Annotated in this window: 20 protein-coding genes and 1 pseudogene; 6 read left to right on the forward strand and 15 right to left on the reverse strand. The window is 66.7% G+C overall.

The window, feature by feature from the left end; translation table 11 throughout:
- The first annotated feature begins 4 nt into the window (after positions 1 to 4).
- Positions 5 to 970, forward strand: coding sequence for a 5'-3' exonuclease (locus AC5Y4F_RS12010; protein WP_067932612.1), 966 nt, complete (start codon positions 5 to 7; stop codon positions 968 to 970).
- Positions 971 to 975: 5 nt separating this feature from the next.
- On the opposite strand, the gene AC5Y4F_RS12015 is transcribed toward AC5Y4F_RS12010, so the two are convergent.
- From AC5Y4F_RS12015 to dop, 11 genes are all read right to left on the reverse strand, one after another.
- Positions 976 to 1,731, reverse strand: coding sequence for a DUF4333 domain-containing protein (locus tag AC5Y4F_RS12015; RefSeq protein ID WP_499996874.1), 756 nt, complete (start codon positions 1,729 to 1,731; stop codon positions 976 to 978).
- Positions 1,732 to 1,794: 63 nt separating this feature from the next.
- Entirely contained in the window at positions 1,795 to 4,575 is a 2,781-nt protein-coding gene (locus AC5Y4F_RS12020) for a DEAD/DEAH box helicase (RefSeq protein WP_499996878.1), read from the reverse strand.
- Positions 4,576 to 4,594: 19 nt separating this feature from the next.
- The gene (gene tatC, locus AC5Y4F_RS12025; protein WP_156749991.1) at positions 4,595 to 5,551 is read right to left on the reverse strand and encodes a twin-arginine translocase subunit TatC; all 957 of its coding nucleotides are present in this window, start codon (positions 5,549 to 5,551) and stop codon (positions 4,595 to 4,597) included.
- 46 nt (positions 5,552 to 5,597) lie between these two features.
- On the reverse strand, positions 5,598 to 5,876 hold the full coding sequence (gene tatA, locus AC5Y4F_RS12030; RefSeq protein ID WP_067932606.1) for a Sec-independent protein translocase subunit TatA: 279 nt from the start codon (positions 5,874 to 5,876) through the stop codon (positions 5,598 to 5,600).
- A gap of 93 nt (positions 5,877 to 5,969) precedes the next feature.
- Positions 5,970 to 6,941 carry a helix-turn-helix transcriptional regulator gene (locus AC5Y4F_RS12035; RefSeq protein ID WP_499996881.1) on the reverse strand — a complete coding sequence of 324 codons (972 nt, stop codon included), beginning with the start codon at positions 6,939 to 6,941 and terminating at the stop codon, positions 5,970 to 5,972.
- A gap of 49 nt (positions 6,942 to 6,990) precedes the next feature.
- Complete coding sequence (locus AC5Y4F_RS12040) at positions 6,991 to 8,031, reverse strand: helix-turn-helix transcriptional regulator (RefSeq protein ID WP_499996883.1); 1,041 nt, start codon at positions 8,029 to 8,031, stop codon at positions 6,991 to 6,993.
- Between the two features lie 195 nt (positions 8,032 to 8,226).
- Positions 8,227 to 9,585, reverse strand: coding sequence for a Pup--protein ligase (gene pafA / locus AC5Y4F_RS12045; RefSeq protein WP_156749990.1), 1,359 nt, complete (start codon positions 9,583 to 9,585; stop codon positions 8,227 to 8,229).
- 222 nt (positions 9,586 to 9,807) lie between these two features.
- On the reverse strand, positions 9,808 to 10,578 hold the full coding sequence (gene prcA, locus AC5Y4F_RS12050) for a proteasome subunit alpha (protein WP_067932600.1): 771 nt from the start codon (positions 10,576 to 10,578) through the stop codon (positions 9,808 to 9,810).
- Complete coding sequence (gene prcB / locus AC5Y4F_RS12055) at positions 10,575 to 11,465, reverse strand: proteasome subunit beta (protein ID WP_067932598.1); 891 nt, start codon at positions 11,463 to 11,465, stop codon at positions 10,575 to 10,577. The genes prcA and prcB overlap by 4 nt, the downstream gene beginning before the upstream one ends.
- Entirely contained in the window at positions 11,462 to 11,656 is a 195-nt protein-coding gene (locus AC5Y4F_RS12060; RefSeq protein WP_064951594.1) for a ubiquitin-like protein Pup, read from the reverse strand. Before AC5Y4F_RS12060 ends, prcB begins: the two co-directional genes overlap by 4 nt.
- Positions 11,657 to 11,774: 118 nt before the next feature.
- Positions 11,775 to 13,283: a pup deamidase/depupylase gene (gene dop, locus AC5Y4F_RS12065; protein WP_067932596.1), complete on the reverse strand. Its 1,509-nt coding sequence runs from the start codon at positions 13,281 to 13,283 to the stop codon at positions 11,775 to 11,777.
- A gap of 173 nt (positions 13,284 to 13,456) precedes the next feature.
- Here dop and AC5Y4F_RS12070 point away from each other — a divergent pair, with 173 nt between their 5' ends.
- Both AC5Y4F_RS12070 and AC5Y4F_RS12075 read left to right on the forward strand, forming a co-directional pair.
- Positions 13,457 to 13,681 carry a hypothetical protein gene (locus AC5Y4F_RS12070; protein WP_499996885.1) on the forward strand — a complete coding sequence of 75 codons (225 nt, stop codon included), beginning with the start codon at positions 13,457 to 13,459 and terminating at the stop codon, positions 13,679 to 13,681.
- Between the two features lie 47 nt (positions 13,682 to 13,728).
- Positions 13,729 to 14,373 carry a hypothetical protein gene (locus tag AC5Y4F_RS12075; protein ID WP_499996886.1) on the forward strand — a complete coding sequence of 215 codons (645 nt, stop codon included), beginning with the start codon at positions 13,729 to 13,731 and terminating at the stop codon, positions 14,371 to 14,373.
- Positions 14,374 to 14,462: 89 nt separating this feature from the next.
- On the opposite strand, the gene arc is transcribed toward AC5Y4F_RS12075, so the two are convergent.
- Entirely contained in the window at positions 14,463 to 16,292 is a 1,830-nt protein-coding gene (gene arc, locus AC5Y4F_RS12080; RefSeq protein WP_067932626.1) for a proteasome ATPase, read from the reverse strand.
- A 312-nt stretch (positions 16,293 to 16,604) separates the two neighbouring features.
- Here arc and lppK point away from each other — a divergent pair.
- Positions 16,605 to 17,201 (forward strand): annotated as a pseudogene (gene lppK, locus AC5Y4F_RS12085) (lipoprotein LppK); the annotation flags it as partial.
- 155 nt (positions 17,202 to 17,356) lie between these two features.
- Positions 17,357 to 17,656 (forward strand): DUF503 domain-containing protein, encoded by a 300-nt coding sequence (locus AC5Y4F_RS12090; protein ID WP_067930512.1) that lies wholly within the window; start codon positions 17,357 to 17,359, stop codon positions 17,654 to 17,656.
- Positions 17,657 to 17,706: 50 nt separating this feature from the next.
- Here AC5Y4F_RS12090 and trmI read toward each other — a convergent pair whose 3' ends face one another.
- Positions 17,707 to 18,552 (reverse strand): tRNA (adenine(58)-N(1))-methyltransferase TrmI, encoded by an 846-nt coding sequence (gene trmI / locus AC5Y4F_RS12095; RefSeq protein WP_067930509.1) that lies wholly within the window; start codon positions 18,550 to 18,552, stop codon positions 17,707 to 17,709.
- Positions 18,553 to 18,626: 74 nt separating this feature from the next.
- Here trmI and AC5Y4F_RS12100 point away from each other — a divergent pair, with 74 nt between their 5' ends.
- Positions 18,627 to 19,523 (forward strand): RecB family exonuclease, encoded by an 897-nt coding sequence (locus tag AC5Y4F_RS12100; RefSeq protein ID WP_067930506.1) that lies wholly within the window; start codon positions 18,627 to 18,629, stop codon positions 19,521 to 19,523.
- A 58-nt stretch (positions 19,524 to 19,581) separates the two neighbouring features.
- Here the strand turns inward: AC5Y4F_RS12100 and AC5Y4F_RS12105 are convergent, their stop codons facing one another.
- Positions 19,582 to 20,952 carry an FAD-containing oxidoreductase gene (locus AC5Y4F_RS12105; RefSeq protein WP_067930502.1) on the reverse strand — a complete coding sequence of 457 codons (1,371 nt, stop codon included), beginning with the start codon at positions 20,950 to 20,952 and terminating at the stop codon, positions 19,582 to 19,584.
- Positions 20,949 to 21,461, reverse strand: a complete 513-nt coding sequence (locus AC5Y4F_RS12110; RefSeq protein ID WP_067930499.1) for a DUF4126 domain-containing protein — start codon at positions 21,459 to 21,461, stop codon at positions 20,949 to 20,951. Before AC5Y4F_RS12110 ends, AC5Y4F_RS12105 begins: the two co-directional genes overlap by 4 nt.
- Positions 21,462 to 21,518: the final 57 nt, after the last annotated feature.

A 21,518-nucleotide genomic window follows, 5' to 3' on the forward strand; every position in this document is an offset into this window, starting at 1 on the left:
CGGCATGCCCGCACCCCACGCGCCGTTCGTGCTGCTTGACGGCGCCAGCATGTGGTTTCGCGCGTATTTCGGGGTGCCATCCTCGATCACCGCTCCCGACGGCCGCCCGGTCAACGCCGTTCGCGGATTCATCGACTCCATGGCCGTGGTGATCACCCAGCAGCGGCCCAGCCGGCTGGCCGTGTGCCTCGACCTCGATTGGCGGCCCCAGTTCCGCGTGGACCTTGTCCCGTCGTATAAGGCCCACCGCGTCGCCGAAGAAGAACCGCGGGACGAGCCGGACATCGAGGAGGTCCCCGACGACCTGACGCCTCAGATCGACATGATCGCCGAACTTCTTGACGCGTTCGGGATTCCGACGGCCGGAGCGGAGGGGTTCGAGGCCGACGACGTGCTGGGCACCCTGGCGGCCCGGGAACGCAAGGATCCGGTGGTGGTGGTCAGCGGTGACCGCGACCTGTTGCAGGTGGTGTCCGACGATCCCGTCCCGGTTCGGGTGCTCTACCTCGGCCGCGGGCTGAGCAAGGCCACGTTGTTCGGGCCCGACGAGGTGGCCGAACACTACGGCGTGCCTGCGGATCGGGCCGGGCCCGCCTACGCCGAACTCGCGCTGCTGCGCGGCGATCCGTCCGACGGCTTGCCCGGTGTCCCGGGCATCGGTGAAAAGACCGCGGCGACGCTGCTGGCCCAATACGGCTCGCTGGAGCAGATCCTGGCCGCCGCCCACGACCCGAAGTCGAAGATGGCCAAGGCTGTGCGCAAAAAACTGCTGGCCGCGCTGGACTACATCGAGGCGGCGGGCAAAGTGGTGCGGGTGGCCGCAGACGCTCCCGTCACGCTTTCGACCGCCAGTGACGAACTACCGCTGGCCGCCGCCGATCCGCGACGCACCGCCAAACTGGCGACCGAGCTGGGTGTGGGCTCGTCGATCGGGCGCCTGCAAAAGGCGCTGGACGCGCTGCCGAACTGACGGGCCTACTGCGGCCGGCCGACCTCGTAGGTGCCCTTGTTGTCCTGGAACGTCACGGTCACGTGCTTGGGCGCGCCGTCGATGCTGACGTCGCAGTCGAACGTGGCGCCCTTTTTGACCGTCGGGTTCTGGCCGTGGTTGCACTTGACGTTCTGGACGTTCTTCGCGCCGTAGCCGTTGGTTTCGTCGCTGAGGACCTGCTGGACCCCGGCCTGCGCCTTGCTGACGTCCAGCTTGGTGGTGACGAAGAACCCGGGCTGCCAGAAGCCCAGCACCAGCACGACCGCGATGAGCAGAAACGCGATCGCGCCGCCCACGCCGGCGATCAGGCCGACCGGTCGCTTCTTACCCGGTTGCTCGTAACCCGGGTACTGCTGCGGGTACTGACCCGGCTGGCCGTACTGACCCGGTTGGCCGTACTGCCCCGGCTGGGCGTACTGCCCCGGTTGGCCGTATTGGCCGGGTTGACCGTATTGCCCCGGCTGGGCGTACTGCCCCGGTTGGCCGGGTTGACCGAATTGCCCCGGCTGCGCATAGCCCGGCTGCTGCTGAGGGTACTGCTGCGGGTACGCCTGCTCAGTCGGCTGTTGGTACTGCGGGTAGTCGGCGGGCGGCGTGTATGCCGGGGCCTGCCAAGCCGTTTCCTGGTTCGACTGATCCTGCCAGGTCGGTGCCACCTGGGTCGGGTCTGACGAGTGATCGCTACCTTGACCTTGACCGGGCGGCTGCCACTGCTGGTCCGATCCCTGCGGTCCGCTCATCTTTCTCCCTCAGCCTCTGTTGTCCTGGCATGCTCTCGGCGCTAACGGTAGCTCCGGCCTAGCCTACCCGGCGTCAACTGCGACGACGCCGCGCCGAATGTCGTTGATCGCGCGTTTGGCGGTGTCCCGTAACTCGGGGTCCGGAGCGGCGTTGCGGACCTGGTCCAGCAGATCGAGGACCTGGCGGCACCAGCGCACAAAATCCCCGGCGAGCAGGGGTGATCCGGTGCCCGCCGGGTCGGCGGCCGCCAGCGCCGCGGCCAGATCTCCGGTTCTGGCCCAGCGGTAGATGACGTTGACGAAGCCGTCGTCGGGTTCGCGGCTCGGGGCGATCCGGTGCGTTTGCTCATCGGCGCGCAGCGCCATCGACAGCCGCGACGTCTGCTGCAGCGCCTGCCGCACCTGCTGGGTGGGTGCGTCGGCCGCGAAGGCCGCCCCCGGCGCCTCGCCGCCCCGGGTTTCATACAGCACCGCCGACACCACCGCCGCCAGCTCGGCCGGCTTCAGCCCCGACCACGCGCCGGTACGCAGACATTCGGCGACCAGCAGGTCGCTTTCGCTGTAGATGCGCGCCAGCAGCCGACCGTCGTCGGTTACGCAAGGATCGCCGTCGCGTCCTTCGATGAAACCGCGTTCGGTGAGCAATCCGACGATCCGGTCGAAGGTCCGCGCCAACGAATTGGTGGCCGCCGCGACCTTTTTCTCCAATTGCGCATTGTCGCGTTCGATCCGCAGATAGCGCTCGGCCTGCCGAACCTGCGCTTCCAGGCCGGGCGTGTTGTGCGACGGGTGGCGGCGCAGCTGGTCGCGCAGCGTCGCCAGCTCCGGGTCAGGGAAAGCACCGAAGGCGCCGTCGGAGTCCCCGCGACCACCTCGATGCCGGGCCGGGAGGGTCAGCCCGGCGGCAGCCGATCGCAGCGCCGACGCCAGATCGCGCCGGACCCGTGGCTGACGGTGTTCGACGCGCTTGGGCAGCGACATCGAACCGACGCGCGCGGACGCCCCCGAATAGTCGGCCGACGATATCCTGCCCGCCCACCGGTTTTCGGTGAGCACCAGCGGTCGCGGATCGGAGCTGTCGCGGGCGGATTCCAGCACGACGGCCAGCCCACCGCGCCGGCCATGGGTGATGTTGATGATGTCGCCCCGGCGCAGCGCGGCCAGCGCTTCGCTGGCGGCCTGCCGTCGTTGCAGCCGGGACGCGCGCGACTGCGCGCGCTCCATCTCGGTGATGCGGGCACGCATCCGGGCGTATTCGAGGATCGGGGCCTTGGGACCGCCCACCTCGGCGGCGATCTCGTCGAGCATCGTAGTGCCCCGCTCGATGCCGCGAACCAGCCCCACGACGGAACGATCGGCCTGATATTGCGCAAATGACTGTTCCAACAACCGGTGTGCCTGCTCTGGACCCATCTGCTGGACCAGGTTGATCGTCATGTTGTACGACGGGGCGAACGAGCTGCGCAGCGGGAAGGTGCGGGTGGAGGCCAGCCCGGCCACCGCGGACGGCTCGGTGGTTTCCTCCGTCGGATTCCACAGCACCACCGCGTGGCCCTCTACGTCGATGCCGCGCCGCCCGGCGCGACCGGTGAGCTGCGTGTACTCCCCCGGCGTCAGCGCCACGTGCTGCTCGCCGTTGAACTTCACCAGCCGCTCGAGCACGACCGTGCGCGCCGGCATATTGATCCCGAGCGCCAGGGTCTCGGTGGCGAACACCGCCCTGACCAATCCCGCGGTGAACAGCTCTTCGACCGTGTGGCGGAAGACGGGCAGCATGCCGGCATGGTGGGCCGCCAAACCGCGCAACAGTCCCTCGCGCCACTCGTAGTAGCCGAGCACGCTCAGGTCGGCGTCGGCGAGATCGCCGCAGCGGTGCTCGATCACCTCGGCGATCTGTGCGCGCTCCTCCTGGGTGGTCAGTTGCAGCGGTGAACGCAGGCATTGCTGGACGGCGGCGTCGCAGCCCGCACGGGAGAACACGAACGTGATCGCGGGAAGCAGCCCCTCGGAATCCAGGGTGGCGATCACGTCCGGGCGTCCCGGTGTCCGGTAGAAGCGGGGACGCGACGGCCGCCCTGCGCTTCCCCTTCCCGCGTGCCGCCGGCGGGGCTGCCAATCGGTCATCCGATCCGCCTCGCGACGGTGCGCAATGTGGCGGAGCAGTTCGGGATTGACGCGCGGTTGGCGATCGGCGGCCGGCTTCTGGTTGTCGTAATCGAACAGATCCAGCAGGCGCTTGCCCACCAACACGTGTTGCCACAGCGGCACCGGGCGGTGCTCGTCGACCACGACCGTCGTATCGCCGCGCACGGTCTGGATCCAGCCGCCGAATTCCTCAGCGTTGCTCACCGTCGCCGAGAGACTGACCACCCGAACCTCATCGGGCAGGTGCAGGATCACCTCCTCCCACACCGGACCCCGCATCCGGTCGGCGAGGAAATGCACCTCGTCCATCACCACATACGAAAGTCCGTGTAACGCTGGTGAATCCGCGTAGAGCATGTTGCGCAGCACCTCGGTGGTCATGACCACCACGGGCGCATCGGCGTTGACGGACATGTCTCCGGTGAGCAGGCCGATGCGGTCGCGGCCGTATCGCGCCGTGAGATCGGTGTGCTTCTGGTTGCTCAGCGCTTTCAGCGGCGTGGTGTAGAAACACTTGCCGCCGGAGGCCAGCGCCAGGTGCACGGCGAATTCGCCGACCACCGTCTTGCCGGCGCCCGTCGGCGCGCAGACCAGCACGCCGTGGCCTCGTTCCAGCGCCGCGCACGCCCGATGCTGAAAGCCGTCCAGCGCGAAGGGCAGTTCGGCGGTGAACCGGGTGAGCTCCACGAGCTCGGCCACGTCATGAGGCGGCGACGGGTCAGGTGACATCGTCGTGTTGCCCGGCGGTGAACGACGGCTCCGGTATATCGGTGGGCGGTTCGATGACCGATGCTTCGTCGTCGGGAATCACGGCCTGGGCTTCACGCTTGGCCTTCCGTCTGTCGTGCAGCCGGGAGATCTGGATGGCGAACTCCAAGAGGATCGACAGCGCCAACCCGAGCGCGGTCATCGAAAACGGGTCGGATCCGGGCGTGAAGACCGCCGCGAACGCGAACATCGCGAAGATCAGGCCGCGCCGCCACGCCTTGAGCCGCTCGTAGGGAAGGATGCCGATGGCGTTCAACATCACGATGAGCAGCGGAAATTCGAAGCTGACGCCGAAAACGACGAGCAGGTTGATCAGGAAGCCGAAATATCGGTCCCCGGATAGCGCGGTCACCTGTACGTCGCTGCCGACGGTCAGCAGAAAGCCCAGCGCCTTGGCCAGTACGAAGTACGCGAGCACCGCGCCGACCACGAACAACACCACGGCGGGAAGCACGAACGCGACCGCGAAGCGGCGTTCCTTCTGATAGAGCCCGGGCGTGATGAACGCCCACAGCTGGTAAAACCACACCGGACAGGCGAGCACCACTCCGGCCGTCAGCCCGACCTTGAGCCGCAGCATGAACTGGTCAAACGGCGCTGTGGCCAGCAGTCGGCATTGGCCACCCGGGCTGATCTCCGCGCGCGCCGACTGCGGCAGCGAACAGTAGGGATGACGTAACCACTCGCCCAGGCTTTCCAGCCCGAAGATTGAATGCGAATACCAGACGAACCCGAAAATCGTGGTCAGCAGGATGGCGGCCAGCGAGATCAACAGCCGGGTGCGCAGCTCGGTCAGATGGTCGACCAGCGACATGGTCGCATCCGGATTGGTTCGGCTGCGCCGGTTACGAGGGTTGAGGCGTCTCAGCAGGCCGGAAGTGCGCGCTGAAACCTTGAAGACTTTCACGATGCTCGGTCAGAGGCGCTCGGGCAGCGCGACGAAATGATGGCGGCTACGCCGGACGCGCTTCGCTGTGCCCCTGCTCGCTGGGCGCCGGCGCGTCGACCCGCTGCGACTGCACGGGAGTCGGGTTCGCCGCGGAGGACTCGCCTTGGGTCCCCAACGCCGACGTCTCCGCTTTGTTCTCCGTCTGCATTTCGCGAATCTCGGACTTGAAGATCCGCATCGACTTGCCCAACGAACGCGCCGCGTCGGGGAGCTTCTTGGCACCGAACAGCAAGATCACCACGACCGCGAGGATCGCCCAGTGCCACGGACTAAGACTGCCCACTTTGATTACCTCCAGACGTTCACCCGATGCTACCGCAGTAGTGCTCTGTGGCGGCGGGCGCGCGCCGCCCCCTGGCCCATGTCGCCTGGACTTTTATGAGCTCAGGGCTTCGTAAGATGTCACGGCCGCCGTCGCGGCATCTTGTACCCGCCGCGCGAGGGACGCAGGCTGCAGCACCTGCACGTCGAGCCCGAAGCCCAGCACCAGCCGCGTCATCCAATCCTCGGAGGCGTAGGTCATGACCGCCTCGCAAGATCCGTCCGGCAATTCGCGCACCTCACGCATCGGGTAGTACTCGAACATCCAGGACGCCGCGGGCGCCACCCGCAGCTTGGCCGACGGCAGCGACGGATCGCCGTCGAACAACGAGGTGTCCGGCGGCGCGTGCAGCGCCGGCTCCGGTGGCGCGGCCGGCTCGTCGAGCTCGGTGGCGTCCACGATGCGGTCGAAGCGGAACAACCGCACGCCCTCGGCCTCGCGTGACCAGCCCTCCAGGTAGCTGTGACCGCCGATCAGCAGCACCCGGATGGGGTCGACGACCCGGCTGGTCAGGGTGTCGTGCGAGGCGGAGTAGTACTCGATGGTCAGCGCGTGCCTGGACTGGACGGCTGCGCGCACCGCGGCGGCGGCCCGGTTCTCCACCGGCGCGGGCTCGTCGACGGCCGAGCCCACGTGGGACGCGTCGTGTCCGAGTGCCCCCGCGGCATCTTCGATCTTGGCGATGGCGCTGCGCGCCGCCTGCGGGTCGACGACGCCGGGGACGTCGGCCAGCGCCCGCAACGCGACCAGCAGACCGGTGGCCTCCGGCGAGGTGAGCTTGAGTGGGCGGTCGATCCCCGCGGAGAACGTCACCTCGATGGTGTCACCGGAGAATTCGAAATCGATGAGGTCGCCCGGAAAGTAACCGGGCAGACCGCACATCCACAGCTGGTTGAGGTCTTCTTCCAGCTGCTTGACCGAGACCCCGAGGTCGGCGGCGGCCTTGGATCGGGTGACCCGGGGATTGGCCTGGAAATACGGCACCATGTTCAGCAGCCGGATCAGGCGGGTGGAGACCGGAGTCACTGGCGCCACTCCTCCTCATCGCTGCGTTCTGCATCGTCGCTGGCGCGTGTCATGCGGAGACTCCCCCGCGGCCGGGTGGTTGCCCCGCAACGACGGCGTCCACACCGGCATGCGCGCGCAGCCGGGCCAGCACGTCGTCGCGCAGCGACTGCGGTTCGAGCACCAGGGCGTCGGCTCCGTAGCCGGCGATGTCACGTGCCAGCTGGTCCGCGGACCTGATGTCGAGTTCGATCACCTCGCCGTCGCGACCCCCGAGTCGACGCGTGTCGACGGGTCTGCCGGCGCGCCGCAGCGCCGTGGCCCGCCCGTCGGCCACCCAAACCCTCGCCTGTCCGAGGGTCGGGGTCGCAGAAACGTCGGTGACCGTCTGGGCCACGATCTTGCGCAGGTCAACATCTTTCGGCACGGCGACGGCGCCCGTCGGACCGATCGGCGTGACGTTTGAACCTATCCGGGAAAGTCTGAAAGTGCGGGTGGCGTCCCGGTCGCGATCGTGGCCCACCAGGTACCAGCGGCCCTTCTCGGTGACCACACCCCAGGGCTCGACGGTGCGAGTGGTGTATGGCTCGGCTCGCGACGGCCGGTGCGGAAACTGCACGGCCTGCCGGGAGTCGATGGCGGACAGCAGGACTCCGAGAACTTCCTCCGATCCGCGCAGGCCCGGAACCCCGGCCGGCGATGCGATGGCGACCGGCGCGTCCGGATCGACGTCGACCCCGGCCGCGCGCAGTTTGAGCAGCGCGCCCTGGGTCGCCGTGATGAGCTCGGGCGACTCCCACAGCTGCGTCGCGACGGCTACCGCGGCCGCCTCGTCGGCAGTCAGGTCGACCGGGGCGAGCGAGTAGGCGTCGCGGTTGATCCGATAACCCTCGGTGGGGTCCCACGCCGACGCCCGGCCGACCTCGAGCGGGATGCCAAGGTCGCGCAGTTCGTTCTTGTCCCGCTCGAACATGCGCGAAAACGCCTCGGCGTTGGGGCTGTCCGAATAACCCGCCACGCTCGACCTGATCTTCTCCGCCGAGATGTAGCCGCGGGTGGACAGCAGGGCGATGACCAGATTGACCAGCCGCTCGACTTTTGACGTCGCCATTGCCTCCAGATTATTCGATGGTCTTCGTCTGGCGCTTTCACCGGTCGTCCGCGTCGCGCTATTGCCTGCCACCACTTCGGCCGCGAGCCGCGCGCTAGCGGTGGCTCTACTGTGCTGGCGCCGCGCTAGCACGTCGGAAAGTCGCGGTTTGATGCCGTGCCGTCGAGGCTGACGTGCGGACGAGCCGACGCGCGGCTACATGCTCGCGATCAGGCGCTTGACCCGCTCGTCGACCGCCCGGAAGGGGTCCTTGCACAACACGGTGCGCTGGGCTTGGTCGTTGAGCTTGAGGTGCACCCAGTCGACGGTGAAATCACGGCCGGCTGCCTGGGCCGCGCTGATGAACTCGCCGCGCAGCCGCGCCCGGGTGGTCTGCGGCGGGTTGTCGACCGCCTCCGCGATGTCCTCGTCGGTGGTGACGCGCGCGGCCAGTCCCTTACGCTGCAGCAAGTCGAAGACGCCGCGCCCGCGCTTGATGTCGTGGTAGGCCAGATCCAGCTGGGCGATCTTCGGGTCGGACAGCTCCATGTTGTAGCGGTCCTGGTAGCGCTGAAAGAGCTTGCGCTTGATCACCCAGTCGATCTCGGTGTCGACCTTGGCGAAGTCCTGACTCTCGACCGCGTCGAGCTGACGGCCCCACAAGTCGACGATCTGCTCGATCTGCGCGTTGGGTTCCCGGGTCTGCAGGTGCTCGACCGCACGGCTGTAGTACTCGCGCTGGATGTCCAGCGCGCTGGCCTGACGTCCGCCGGCCAGCCGCACGGGCCGACGGCCGGTGGTGTCGTGGCTGACCTCGCGGATGGCGCGGATGGGATTGTCCAGCGAGAAGTCCCGGAACGGGACGCCGGCCTCGATCATCTCCAACACCAGCGCCGCGGTGCCCACCTTGAGCATGGTGGTGGTTTCGCACATGTTTGAGTCGCCGACGATCACGTGCAGGCGCCGGTACTTCTCGGCGTCGGCGTGCGGCTCGTCGCGGGTGTTGATGATCGGCCGGCTGCGAGTGGTGGCTGAAGAGACGCCCTCCCAAATGTGCTCGGCGCGTTGCGAAAGGCAGAACGTTGCCGCCTTGGGCGTCTGCAGCACCTTGCCGGCGCCGCAGATCAGCTGGCGGGTGACCAGGAAGGGCAGCAGCACGTCCGAGATCCGGGAGAACTCCCCGGCCCGCACGATCAAATAGTTCTCGTGGCAGCCGTAGGAGTTGCCCGCCGAGTCGGTGTTGTTCTTGAACAGGTAGATGTCACCGCCGATGCCCTCATCGGCGAGCCGCTGCTCGGCATCGACCAAAAGATCTTCCAGCACCCATTCCCCGGCGCGGTCGTGGGTGACGAGTTGGACCAGGCTGTCGCATTCTGCGGTGGCGTACTCGGGGTGGCTGCCGACGTCCAGATACAGGCGGGCGCCGTTGCGTAGGAAAACGTTGGAGCTTCGGCCCCACGACACGACGCGGCGGAACAGGTAGCGGGCCACCTCGTCCGGGCTGAGCCGTCGATGGCCGTGGAATGTGCAGGTGACCCCGAACTCGGTCTCGATGCCCATGATTCGCCTCTGCACGTAATCGAGGGTACTTGTTGTCCCACCGGGACGGTGAGCATGCCGCGCTTATCAATTCGACGAAGTGTTTCGACGACCCTCCGCGGGGCCACCCAGGGCACGCGGAGGCGCACTTCGACGCGCGCCGGCGTGGCGGAGACTTGTTAGCTCACCAGCACCTTGGGCATCACCAGACCCATCAGCACCGGCGGCTGCGGCGCCGCCGTCCCGGGCCTGATCGTGTTAGTCCGACGGACCGCCGTCGGTATCAGACGGTTCACCGTCGCTCCCCGAGCCGTTGGAATCCAGCTCGCGCAGCAAATTCTCCAGGGTCGGGCGGTTGATCCGCCGGAAGGCCCGTCGTGGCCGACTGACGTCCAAGATCGCAACTTCAAGACTGCCCACGTCGAGCGTGGACTGGTCCCCATTTGAAGCCTCGCTGCCGGCCCTCAGCGCCTTGACGGCGATGCGCGTGGCTTCCCGTAGATCAGCGTTCTCGGCGTACGACTCCTTGAGCGCCGTGGCGATCGGTTCGGTGGTACCACCCATCACCACGAAGTGCGGCTCGTCGGCGATCGATCCGTCATAGGTGATCCGGTACAGCTCAGGCGGTTTGGTCTCGCCGTAGTGCGCAACCTCGGCAACACACAATTCCACCTCGTAGGGCTTGGCCTGCTCGGTGAAGATAGTGCCCAGCGTCTGCGCGTAAACGTTGGCCAATTGCCGGCCTGTCACATCGCGACGGTCGTAGGCGTAGCCGCGAGTGTCGGCGAATTGGATTCCACCGCGGCGCAAGTTGTCGAATTCGTTGAACTTACCGGCGGCCGCAAAGCCGACACGATCATAGAGTTCGCTGATCTTCTGCAACGACCGTGACGGGTTCTCCGCCACGAAAAGCACACCACCGGCGTAGACCAACGCGACCACGCTCTTGCCCCGGGCGATGCCTTTGCGCGCGAGCTCGCTGCGCTCGCGCATTGCCTGCTCAGGCGAGATGAAATAGGGAAAGCTCACTTCTCACCACCATCGGGACCGAAAGTGTCGGCGCGCGAACGGCTTTGGATCACTTCTCGGGCCAATTCGGCAATGCGGCGTTCCGGCACTTCCAGCGCTCCCTCGGCACCTATGGTGACCGCGGTGGGATAAATGCCCCGCACCAGATCCGGTCCGCCGGTGGCGGAATCGTCATCGGCCGCGTCGTAGAGCGCCTCGACCGCGACACGCACCGCGGAATCGGCGTCGGTGACCTGTGAGTACAACTTCTTCATCGACGACTTCGCGAAGATCGAGCCTGACCCCACCGACTGGTAGCCCTCCTCTTCCAGGTTCCAGCCGCCGGCGGCATCGAAAGACACGATGCGGCCGGCGCCTTCGGGGTCGGGCGCATCGATGTCGTAGCCCACCAACAACGGCAATGCGATCAGACCCTGCATCGCGGCCGCCAAGTTTCCGCGCACCATGATCGCCAACCGATTCACCTTGCCGGCGAACGTGAGTGGCACGCCTTCGAGTTTCTCGTAATGCTCGAGTTCCACCGCGTAGAGACGAGCGAACTCCACCGCGATCGCGGCGGTGCCGGCAATGCCGGTGGCGGTGTAGTCGTCGGTGATGTACACCTTCTTGACGTCGCGCCCGGCGATCATGTTGCCCTGGGTCGAACGCCGATCGCCGGCGAGCACCACCCCGCCGGGGTATTTCAGCGCGACGATGGTGGTGCCGTGCGGCAGCTGCCCCGTGGCGGTATCAGATTGCGAGCCGGAAAGGCTTGCCGGCAGCAACTCCGGCGCCTGGCGTCGCAGCAGGTCAGCAAACGACGAGAGGTCTATTGCGGGATTTCCCGGAAGTGCCGGGCCCGGAAGTGCGGAATTGGTGGACAGGCGATTAGGGAAAGGCCAGGTCACTGTCCGCCCTTTTGGACATACGCGCGAACGAAGTCCTCAGCGTTCTCTTCGAGGACGTCGTCGATCTCGTCGAGCAGATCGTCCGTGTCCTCGGCTAGCTTCTCCCGGCGTTCTTGGCCCGCGGCCGTGCTGCTGGCGATATCGTCGTCATCGCCACCACCACCGCCACGCTTGGTCTGCTCCTGAGCCATCGCCGCCTCCTGCGTTGTGTGGGCCCTTTGAATGACTTTCGCACCGATCAAGCCACACTGCCCGTTGGTCTTTCCTAGCCTACCGGTCGACCCCGACGTTCCCGCGGTTAACCGGTACCTAGCTGGTCAGTTGTTCCACCAGTTCGGCGGCGCTGTCCACCGAGTCCAGCAGCGCCCCGACATGCGCCTTGCTGCCGCGCAGCGGCTCCAACGTCGGAATGCGGACCAGGGAATCACCGCCCAGGTCGAAAATCACGGAGTCCCAGCTGGCCGCGGCGATGTCGGCGCCGAACCTGCGCAGGCATTCGCCACGGAAGTACGCGCGGGTGTCCGTCGGCGGTTTGTCGACCGCCTCGAGCACCTGGTGTTCGTTCACCAGACGCTTCATCGAGCCGCGCGCCACGAGCCGGTTGTACAGCCCCTTGTCCAGCCGGACGTCGGAATATTGCAGGTCCACCAAATGCAGCCGCGGTGCCGACCAGCTCAGATTTTCGCGCTGCCGGAATCCTTCGAGCAGGCGCAGCTTGGCCGGCCAGTCGAGTATCTCGGCGCACTCCATCGGGTCCCGCTCGAGTTGGTCGAGCACGTGCGCCCAGGTTTCGACGACATCGGCCGCACGCGGATCTGGGTCGCGGCTGTCGACCAGCTTGGCCACCCGATCGAGGTAAACCCGTTGTAGCGCAAGCCCGGTCAGCTCGCGACCGTCGGCCAGCGCCACAACGGCGCGCAGCGAAGGGTCACGACTGATCGCGTGGACCGCGTGCACAGGCCGCGCCAGTGCCAGGTCGCTCAGGTCGATGCCGTGCGCGGGGCCCTCTTCGATCAGATCCAGCACCAGCGCCGTGGTGCCCAGCTTCAGATAGGTCGACGTCTCGGCGAGGTTGGCGTCACCGATGATGACGTGCAGGCGTCGGTACCGGTCGGCGTCGGCGTGCGGTTCGTCGCGGGTGTTGATGATTCCGCGCTTGAGCGTGGTCTCGAGGCCGACCTCGACCTCGATGTAGTCCGAGCGCTGGGAGAGCTGAAAACCGGGCTCGTCGCCCGAGGGCCCGATGCCGACCCGGCCGGAGCCGGTGACCACCTGACGGGAGACCAGAAAGGGGGTCAACCCAGCGATGATCGCGGAAAAGGGCGTCTGCCGCGACATCAGGTAGTTCTCGTGCGACCCGTAAGAGGCGCCCTTGCCGTCGACGTTGTTCTTGTAGAGTTGCAATTTCGCGGCCCCGGGCACGCTTGCGACGTGACGCGCGGCGGCCTCCATCACCCGTTCGCCGGCTTTGTCCCAGATCACTGCGTCGAGCGGGTCGGTGCACTCGGGCGCGGAGTATTCGGGGTGCGCGTGGTCGACGTAGAGCCGCGCCCCGTTGGTCAGGATCATGTTGGCCGCGCCGACCTCGTCGGCGTCGACCACCGGGGGCGGCCCGGCTGAGCGGCTCAGGTCGAAGCCGCGGGCATCCCGCAACGGCGATTCCACCTCATAGTCCCAGCGGGTGCGCTTGGCACGCTGAATGCCCGCTGCCGCCGCATAAGCCAAAACCGCCTGCGTCGATGTGAGGATCGGATTGGCTGTCGGGTCCGATGGCGATGAAATGCCGTATTCGACCTCCGTCCCGATAATCCGTTGCATGGGCTAAGCGTAGGCCGCGCGACGAAGCGGCCCGCGCAGCGGGGCGCGAAGGAGCCGGCCAATCAAACACACGCCGCGCGACGAAGCGGCCCGCGCAGCGGGGCGCGAAGGAGCCGGCCAATCAAACACACGCCGCGCGACGAAGCGGGGCGCGACCCCGAACTGCTCACCGAGTGGACCCACACGACACGAGCAGTGCGACGGTGCTCGGATTCACGTTGCCGGTGCCCGATTCGCTGATTCACATGACGCTGGTTCTCGGCGCAGTGACGTTCATGTGCATCAGCGCCCGCGCCGCAGGCGAAGCGGAATACCGGTCCACGGTTCTCGACCCATTGATCGACAACCTGGACACCACTCTCGTGGCGCGCAGTCGCTACCACGGCGCCGCCGGGTGACCCTCGGTCGTGTTGACGGCGCCGACACCAGTGATTAATTTCACCGTGTGTCCGCCCCCGAATCCGGCCGCGCCGTCGGTAAGCACGCACTCGACCTTTCGGGGAAGCGCTACGGCGAGGTGCTCCTCGTGACACCCGGCGAGGCGGGGCCGCAGGCAACCGTATACAACAGCTTCCCGCTCAACGACTGTCCCCAAGAGCTGTGGTCGGCGCTGGACGCGCACGCCATTGCCACTGAACACGGAGCGGCCGCGGCCCTGCTCAACGGTCCCCGGTATTGGCTGATGAACGCCATCGAAAGACCCACCCAGGGTCCGCAGATCACGAAGTCCTTCGGCGGGATCGAAATGATCCAGCAGGCCACAGTGCTGTTGTCGTCGATGAACCCGGCGCCCTACATCCCCAACACGGTCACCCGCCACACCGTGTTCGTCTTCAACGCCGGCCAAGAGGTGTACGAACTCATCGATCCCCAAAACCGGCACTGGATCATGCAGACCTGGAGCCAGGTCACCGACGCCACCTTGTCGCGCGCCGACCTACCGGGCCTTGCCGACCGGCTGGACCTGCCCGCCGGGTGGGCCTACCAACCGCGCGTGCTCACCGACGAATTGCGCGTGGATACGACACAGCGCGCCGCGCAGGTGCTGCAGGACAACCTGACCAACAGCTATTCGTTGGTGACCGACTGACCGCCGGCGGTGCCGAGATATAAACCACGCCCCCCGCGGAGCGGCGTGTCGTGTGCGTGGTTTGTATGTCGCGCAAAAGCAACCTAGATCTACAGGTACTGACCCAGGTTGGATTCGGTGTCGATGGCCCGCGATGCGCTCGAGCTCTTGCCGGTGACCAAGGTGCGGATGTAGACGATCCGCTCACCCTTCTTGCCCGAAATCCGCGCCCAGTCGTCGGGGTTGGTGGTGTTGGGCAGGTCCTCATTCTCGGCGAACTCGTCGACGATCGAATCCAGCAAGTGCTGGATGCGCAGACCGGGCTGGCCAGTCTCCAACACGGACTTGATCGCGTTCTTCTTCGCCCGGTCGACGACGTTCTGGATCATCGCCCCGGAGTTGAAGTCCTTGAAGTACATGACTTCTTTGTCACCGTTGGCGTAGGTGACCTCCAGGAATCGGTTGTCATCGATCTCGGCGTACATCCGCTCGACGACCTTTTCGATCATCGCCTTGATGCAGGTGGTGCGGTCGCCGCCGAATTCGGCGAGGTCGTCGGCGTGCAGCGGCAGCGACTCGGTCAGGTACTTCGAGAAGATGTCTTGCGCCGCTTCGGCGTCCGGCCGCTCGATCTTGATCTTCACGTCCAGGCGCCCGGGTCGCAGGATGGCGGGGTCGATCATGTCCTCACGGTTGGAGGCGCCGATCACGATGACGTTCTCGAGCCCCTCCACACCGTCGATCTCACTGAGCAGCTGCGGAACCACGGTGGTCTCGACGTCCGAGGAAACCCCGGTGCCGCGGGTGCGGAAGATCGAGTCCATCTCGTCGAAGAACACGATCACCGGGGTGCCTTCCGAGGCCTTCTCACGGGCGCGCTGGAAAATCAGCCGGATGTGCCGTTCGGTTTCACCGACGAACTTGTTGAGCAGTTCCGGACCCTTGATGTTCAAGAAGTACGACTTGGCTTCGCGGGCGTCGTCGCCGCGCACCTCGGCCATCTTCTTGGCCAACGAATTGGCCACGGCCTTGGCGATCAGTGTCTTGCCGCACCCGGGCGGACCGTAGAGCAGCACACCCTTGGGCGGCCGCAGCGCGTACTCGCGGTACAACTCCTTGTGCAAGAACGGCAGCTCCACCGCGTCGCGGATCTGCTCGATCTGGCGAGTCAGGCCACCGATATCCAGGTAGCTGACATCGGGCACCTCTTCAAGCACCAAGTCCTCGACCTCGGCCTTGGGGATGCGCTCAAAGGCGTACCCGGCCTTGGTGTCGACCAACAACGAGTCGCCGGGTCGCAGCTTGCGCGGCCGGGTGTCGTCATTGAGCGCGTCAGGATGGCCTTCCGGCAGGTTCTCGGCGACCAGCGGCTCGGCAAGCCACACAATGCGTTCCTCATCGGCGTGCCCGACGACCAGGGCACGATGCCCGTCGGCCAGCAGTTCACGCAACGTCGATATCTCGCCGACCGATTCGTAGGTGCCGGCCTCAACCACCGTCAGTGCCTCGTTCAAGCGGACCGTCTGGCCCTTGCGCAGCAGCGAAACTTCGATGTTCGGCGAGCACGTAAGCCGCATCTTGCGACCGGAGGTGAACACGTCGACGGTGTCGTCCTCGTGGGTGCCGAGCAGGACGCCGTAGCCGCTGGGCGGCTGCCCCAGCCGATCGACTTCCTCACGCAGCGCCAGCAGTTGCTGGCGGGCCTCTTTAAGGGTTTCCATCAACTTCGAGTTCCGTGACGCAAGAGAGTCGATACGCGCTTCCAGCTGATGCACATCGCGCGCGGAGCGGGCGCCGCCATGCGCGCCGACGGTCTGGTCGAGTTGCTCGCGCAACATTGCCGCCTCGCGGCGTAACTGTTCCAACTCGGCCTCGTCGCCGCTGGACCGGTCCGGTCCGTGGGGGGTCCCGTAAGCTTCAGAACGCTCTGAGCTACCCATCTTGCGCTCCTTTCCCGCACCGAATTGGTACGGCGGATACTTCAAAGCTACCGGCGATTGCCGACTGATGTACGTAGTCAAATACCCACGAAAAGTTAAGATTTTCGTCACGCTGGTAATCTCGGCCACTAATCGTGATGATCGAAAGGGCCCCGGGAGGTGGCAGAGTGACCGCAAAAAGCCTCGCCACAGCCTCGGCCCGCCGCGCCGGCGTAGCCCTCGGTGTGACTTCAGTTGCACCCATCGGCCCGACCTTAGCGACACCTTTCCTCCGCGCAGCGGCCAGAGCCGCCTAGCCGGCCGACCGACGGGATGAATCGGCCCCTGTCCGTAGCGCTGAGCGCCGCCACCGCCCTGGCGGCGGTCGGGCTCGCTGCGTGTTCGTCGCCTCACCCGAAGACGGGGTCGTCGGTGACCTCTCCGTTGCCGCCGCCCTCGTCGAGCCTGGTTGCTGCGCCCGTCACGACTCCCCTGCCGCCACCCGAAGCGCTCACCGACGTGCTCACCCGACTCGCCGACCCGAACGTTCCGGGCGCCGGCAAGGTGAATCTGGTGGAAGGCGCGACGCCCGAGAGCGCGGCCACCCTGGACAAGTTCACCGGCGCGTTGCGCGACAACGGCTACCTGCCAATGACCTTCAACGCGACCGACATCGCGTGGTCGGACAAGAACGCGTCCAACGTGAAGGCCACCATCGCCGTTCACACCGCCCAGGCCAACAACGCCAACTTCACCTTCCCGATGGAGTTCACGCCGTTTCAGGGCGGTTGGCAGCTATCGCGGCATACCGCCGAAATGCTGCTGGCGTTGGGGAAGTCGCCGACGGCTCCGACTTCGGGGAATCCCGCGGCCACGCCCCCTCCGGGCCCGCCCCCCGCGCCGCCGCCACCCGAACCCGCGCCGCCATCCGCAGCGCCGCCGCCACCGCCACCGCCACCGCCACCGGCGGCGCCACCACCACCGCCCCCACCCGCGCCGCCACCGGAACCTGCCCCCGCCCCAGAGCCCGCTCCCGCTCCGGAGCCCGGACCCGATCAGCAAAACCCGCCGGGTTGACCCGCGGCATGTGGATCGGCTGGCTCGAGTTCGACGTGTTGCTGGGCGACGTTCGATCACTCAAACAGAAGCGCTCGGTCATTCGGCCCCTCGTCGCCGAGTTGCAGCGCAAGTTCAACGTGTCGGCGGCCGAGACGGGTTCGCACGAGCTATACCGCCGAGCGGGCATCGGCGTCGCCACGGTGTCCGGTGACCGGGGTCACGCGGTCGACGTCCTGGACGCCGCCGAACGGTTGGTGGCCGCGCATCCTGAGTTCGAGCTGCTGTCCGTACGGCGCTCCCTGGTGCGCAGCGAGGATCTCGCCTGATTAGCGGTGGCGACCCACCGCGCCCGGCTACCCGCGCTTGCGATCGACCACTAGCCGTCGCGGCCCTCGCGCTTGCGCCCCAAGGGCACGGGAGCGACGACGCCGGGCGCGAGCCGTCGCGTGAAGATCAGGAAGGCTGTATGTCCCCGCATCGAGTGCTGCGGCCGGACCGCGAGACCGACCACGTTCCAACCGCGTTGCAACGTTTCCCAGGACCGCGGTTCTGTCCAGCACTGCTGTGCCCGCAGGGCTTCGACCGCCCGCGACAGTTGGGTGACCGTAGCCACGTAGATGATCAGCACCCCGCCGGGGATCAACAGGCGGGCGACCGACTCCAGCACCTCCCACGGCGCGAGCATGTCGAGCACGGCGCGGTCGAAGGATTTGTCCGGCAATTCGGAGTCGGACACGTCGCTGATGATCAGTTGCCAGTTCTCGGGTGCCTGACCACCGTGAAACACCGACACGTTGCGTTCGGCGTGCTCGGCATGATCGGGGCGCTGTTCGTAGGAGGTCACCCGGCCTTCGGGCCCGACCGCGCGCAGCAGCGAACAGGTCAGCGCACCGGAACCCGCACCGGCCTCGAGCACCCGCGCACCCGGGAAGATGTCGCCCTCGTGCACGATCTGGGCGGCGTCCTTCGGGTAAATCACCTGGGGTCCGCGTGGCATCGACATGATGTAGTCGACCAGCAGGGGCCGCATCACCAAGTACGCCGCGTTGTTGCTGGACTTGATCACGCTGCCCTGCTCGAGCCCGATCAGCGCGTCGTGCGAGATTGACCCACGATGCGTGTGGAACTCGGCGCCCGCGGTGAGCACCACCGTGTAATGCCGACCCTTCGCATCGGTGAGCTGGATACGCTCGCCCTCGCTGAACGGGCCGGTTACGGACACGCGGTCCAGCGTGCCAGCCGACTCGCCGCCGCAGGTGCTTGGGGGTTGTCGCCGCCCAGTCCTAGGCTGCCGACATGATCGTCCAGCCGCAGGCGCCGCAGCCAGCTGAGCGCCCGGCGGGTCAGGTGCGCCGCCCGGCCCTGTCGCCGTCGCGTGCGGCGGACTTCAAGCAGTGCCCGCTGCTGTACCGGTTTCGGGCCATAGACCGGCTGCCCGAGGCGCCGTCGACCGCACAGCTGCGCGGATCGCTTGTCCACGCCGCCCTCCAGCAGCTCTACGGCCTGCCCGCCGAGCAGCGCGGCCCCGACACCGCTATGTCCCTAGTGGAGCCCGCGTGGCAACAGATCATCGCCGCAACACCCGAGATGACCACCGAACTGGATCCGGCGCAGCGCACCGAGCTGCTGATCGAAGCGCGGGCGCTGCTCGCCGGCTACTACCGGCTTGAGGACCCCACCCGGTTCAACCCGGAGTGCTGCGAGCAGCGGGTGGAGGTAGAACTCGCGGACGGCACCCTCCTGCGTGGCTTCATTGACCGCATCGACGTCGCCGCCACTGGCGAGCTTCGTGTGGTCGACTACAAGACCGGAAAGGCACCGCCGGCCGCGCGAGCTCTGGCCGAATTCAAGGCCATGTTCCAGATGAAGTTCTACGCGGTGGCGCTGTTGCGATCCCGGGGTGTGCGGCCCACCCGGCTGCGGCTCATCTATCTGGCTGATGGTCAGATGCTTGACTACACGCCGGACCACGATGAGCTGCTGCGGTTCGAGAAGACACTGATGGCGATCTGGCGAGCCATCCAATCCGCTGGGCAGACAGGCGATTTCCGTCCCACCCATTCGCGGTTATGCGACTGGTGTCCCCACCAGCAGCACTGTCCGCTGTTCGGGGGAACCCCTCCGCCGTACCCGGGCTGGCCGGAATCTTTTGTAGCGCACACTGATTCTCACACGACCGAACCAGCGGCCTAACGGCTGGTTGACGGGTGGCGACCCGCCGCGCCCGGCCACGCCGCGCTTGCGATCGCCACTAGTCGAGCGGCGAAAGCTCTTGCAGCATTGTGGGAATCAGCTCGCTGACCGTCGGGTGGATGTGCATGGTCCGGGACAGCGTCGTGTAGGGCGCTTTGGCCGACATCACGTCCAAAATGCAGTGGATGGCCTCGTCACCGCCGACCCCGAGGATGGCGGCCCCCAAAATCTCCTTGGTGTCGGCGTCCACGACGACTTTCATGAAGCCTTGTGTCTCACCCTTTTCCACCGCCCGGCCGACTCTGGTCATCGGCCACTTGGCGACCAGCGCCTTGCGCCCGGACGAGCGGACCTGCTCGACCGTCATGCCTGCGCGCCCCAGCGGCGGATCGATGTAAAGCGCGTAAGTGGTAATGCGGTCACTCACCCGGCGCGGGTCGTCGTCCAGCAGATTGGCGGCGACGATCTCGAAGTCGTTGTAGGACGTATGCGTGAACGCGCCCCTGCCATTGCAGTCGCCCATCGCCCAGATGTGGTCCACGTTCGTCTTTAGCTGGTCATCGACCACGATGTAACCGCGGGCGTCAGTCACGACCCCGGCCGCTTCCAGACCGAGGTCGTCGGTGTTGGGTCGCCGGCCCACCGCCAGCAGCAGATGGCTTCCTTCGACCGGGGCCGCGCCCTGGCGAGGAATCAGCTCGAACCCGTTGCCGGTCTTGGTTATTCGCACATCGTTCGCATCGACGATGATTTCGATGTCTTCGGCCCGCAGAATTTCCTCCACCGATGCCGAGACATCTTCGTCTTCGCGCGACGCCAGCCGCGGTCCCCGTTCGACGACGGTCACCCGAGCCCCGAACCGCCGGTACATCTGCGCGAACTCCAGCGCGATGTAGCTGCCGCCGACGATGACGAGATGCGCCGGCAACGTGTCGAGTTCGAGAACCGACACGTTGGTCAGGAAGTCGACATCAAACAAGCCGGGGATGTCGGGCACCACCGCGCGCCCGCCGACGTTGAGGAAGATGCGGTCGGCGCGCAGCACATCGTCAGCGACCCGCAGCGTGTGCGAATCCTGGAAAACGGCGTGACCGCGAAACACGGTGCAGCCCTTCATGCCCTCGAGCCAATCCTCGACGCCCTTGCGGTCGCCGAGCATGATCTCGTCCTTGCGGGCCTTGACCTTCGCCAAATCGACGCTGACCGGTCCCGTCCCGACGCCGTATTCGGCGCCCCGGCGCGCCAGATGCGCGGCATGCGCGGAAGCCACCAGCGTCTTGGTTGGGATGCACCCGGTGTTGACGCAGGTGCCGCCAATCAGCTTGCGCTCAACCACCGCGACGCGGTGCCCGGCTGCGGTCAGCCGGCCTGCCAACGGCGGGCCGGCCTGACCGGCACCAACGATGATCGCATCGAAATGGTCTGTCACTTAACCGCCGTCAGCAGGTACTCGGTCAGTACGTGACCCGTCGCCGCAAGGATGGCGAACCCGCCCACGATCGCGACCGCGTCCTCCAGCAGCGCGATCGGCAGGTCCTTGCCGCCCGTCGCCGCGACCAGCCGTTTGCGCGCCTGGTAGCCGCCGAGGGTGCCCAGCACCGCGCCGATGATGCCGGCGCCCAGCGCGGTAAACGTCCAGTGCGGCCAGGCGCCGAGGGCCGCGCCCGCGAGGCCGCCCGTGACGATTCGCGCCGCGAAGATCGGCGGGGCGGTGCGCGCCGGCGTCTTGGGCAGCTTGTCGTTGATCAGTTCGCCCACGGCCAGAACGGTGAAGATGATCACCGTGATGATGCTGGCCATCCACCCCGCCCACGTGCCGTGCAAATCGACCCAGCCGATGAAGGCCGCCCAGGCGACGACCGCTGGCGCGGTCAGCGACCGCAGTCCGGCTACGACGCCAATCAGCAAGGCCAGCAAAACAATAAGGACATGTGTCACGGGAAACCTCCAGAGGAGATCGGGTCGGACCACCGATTTTGGTCCGCGGGGGAAGAG

It is taken from the genome of Mycobacterium sp. NGS56, assembly GCF_059812425.1.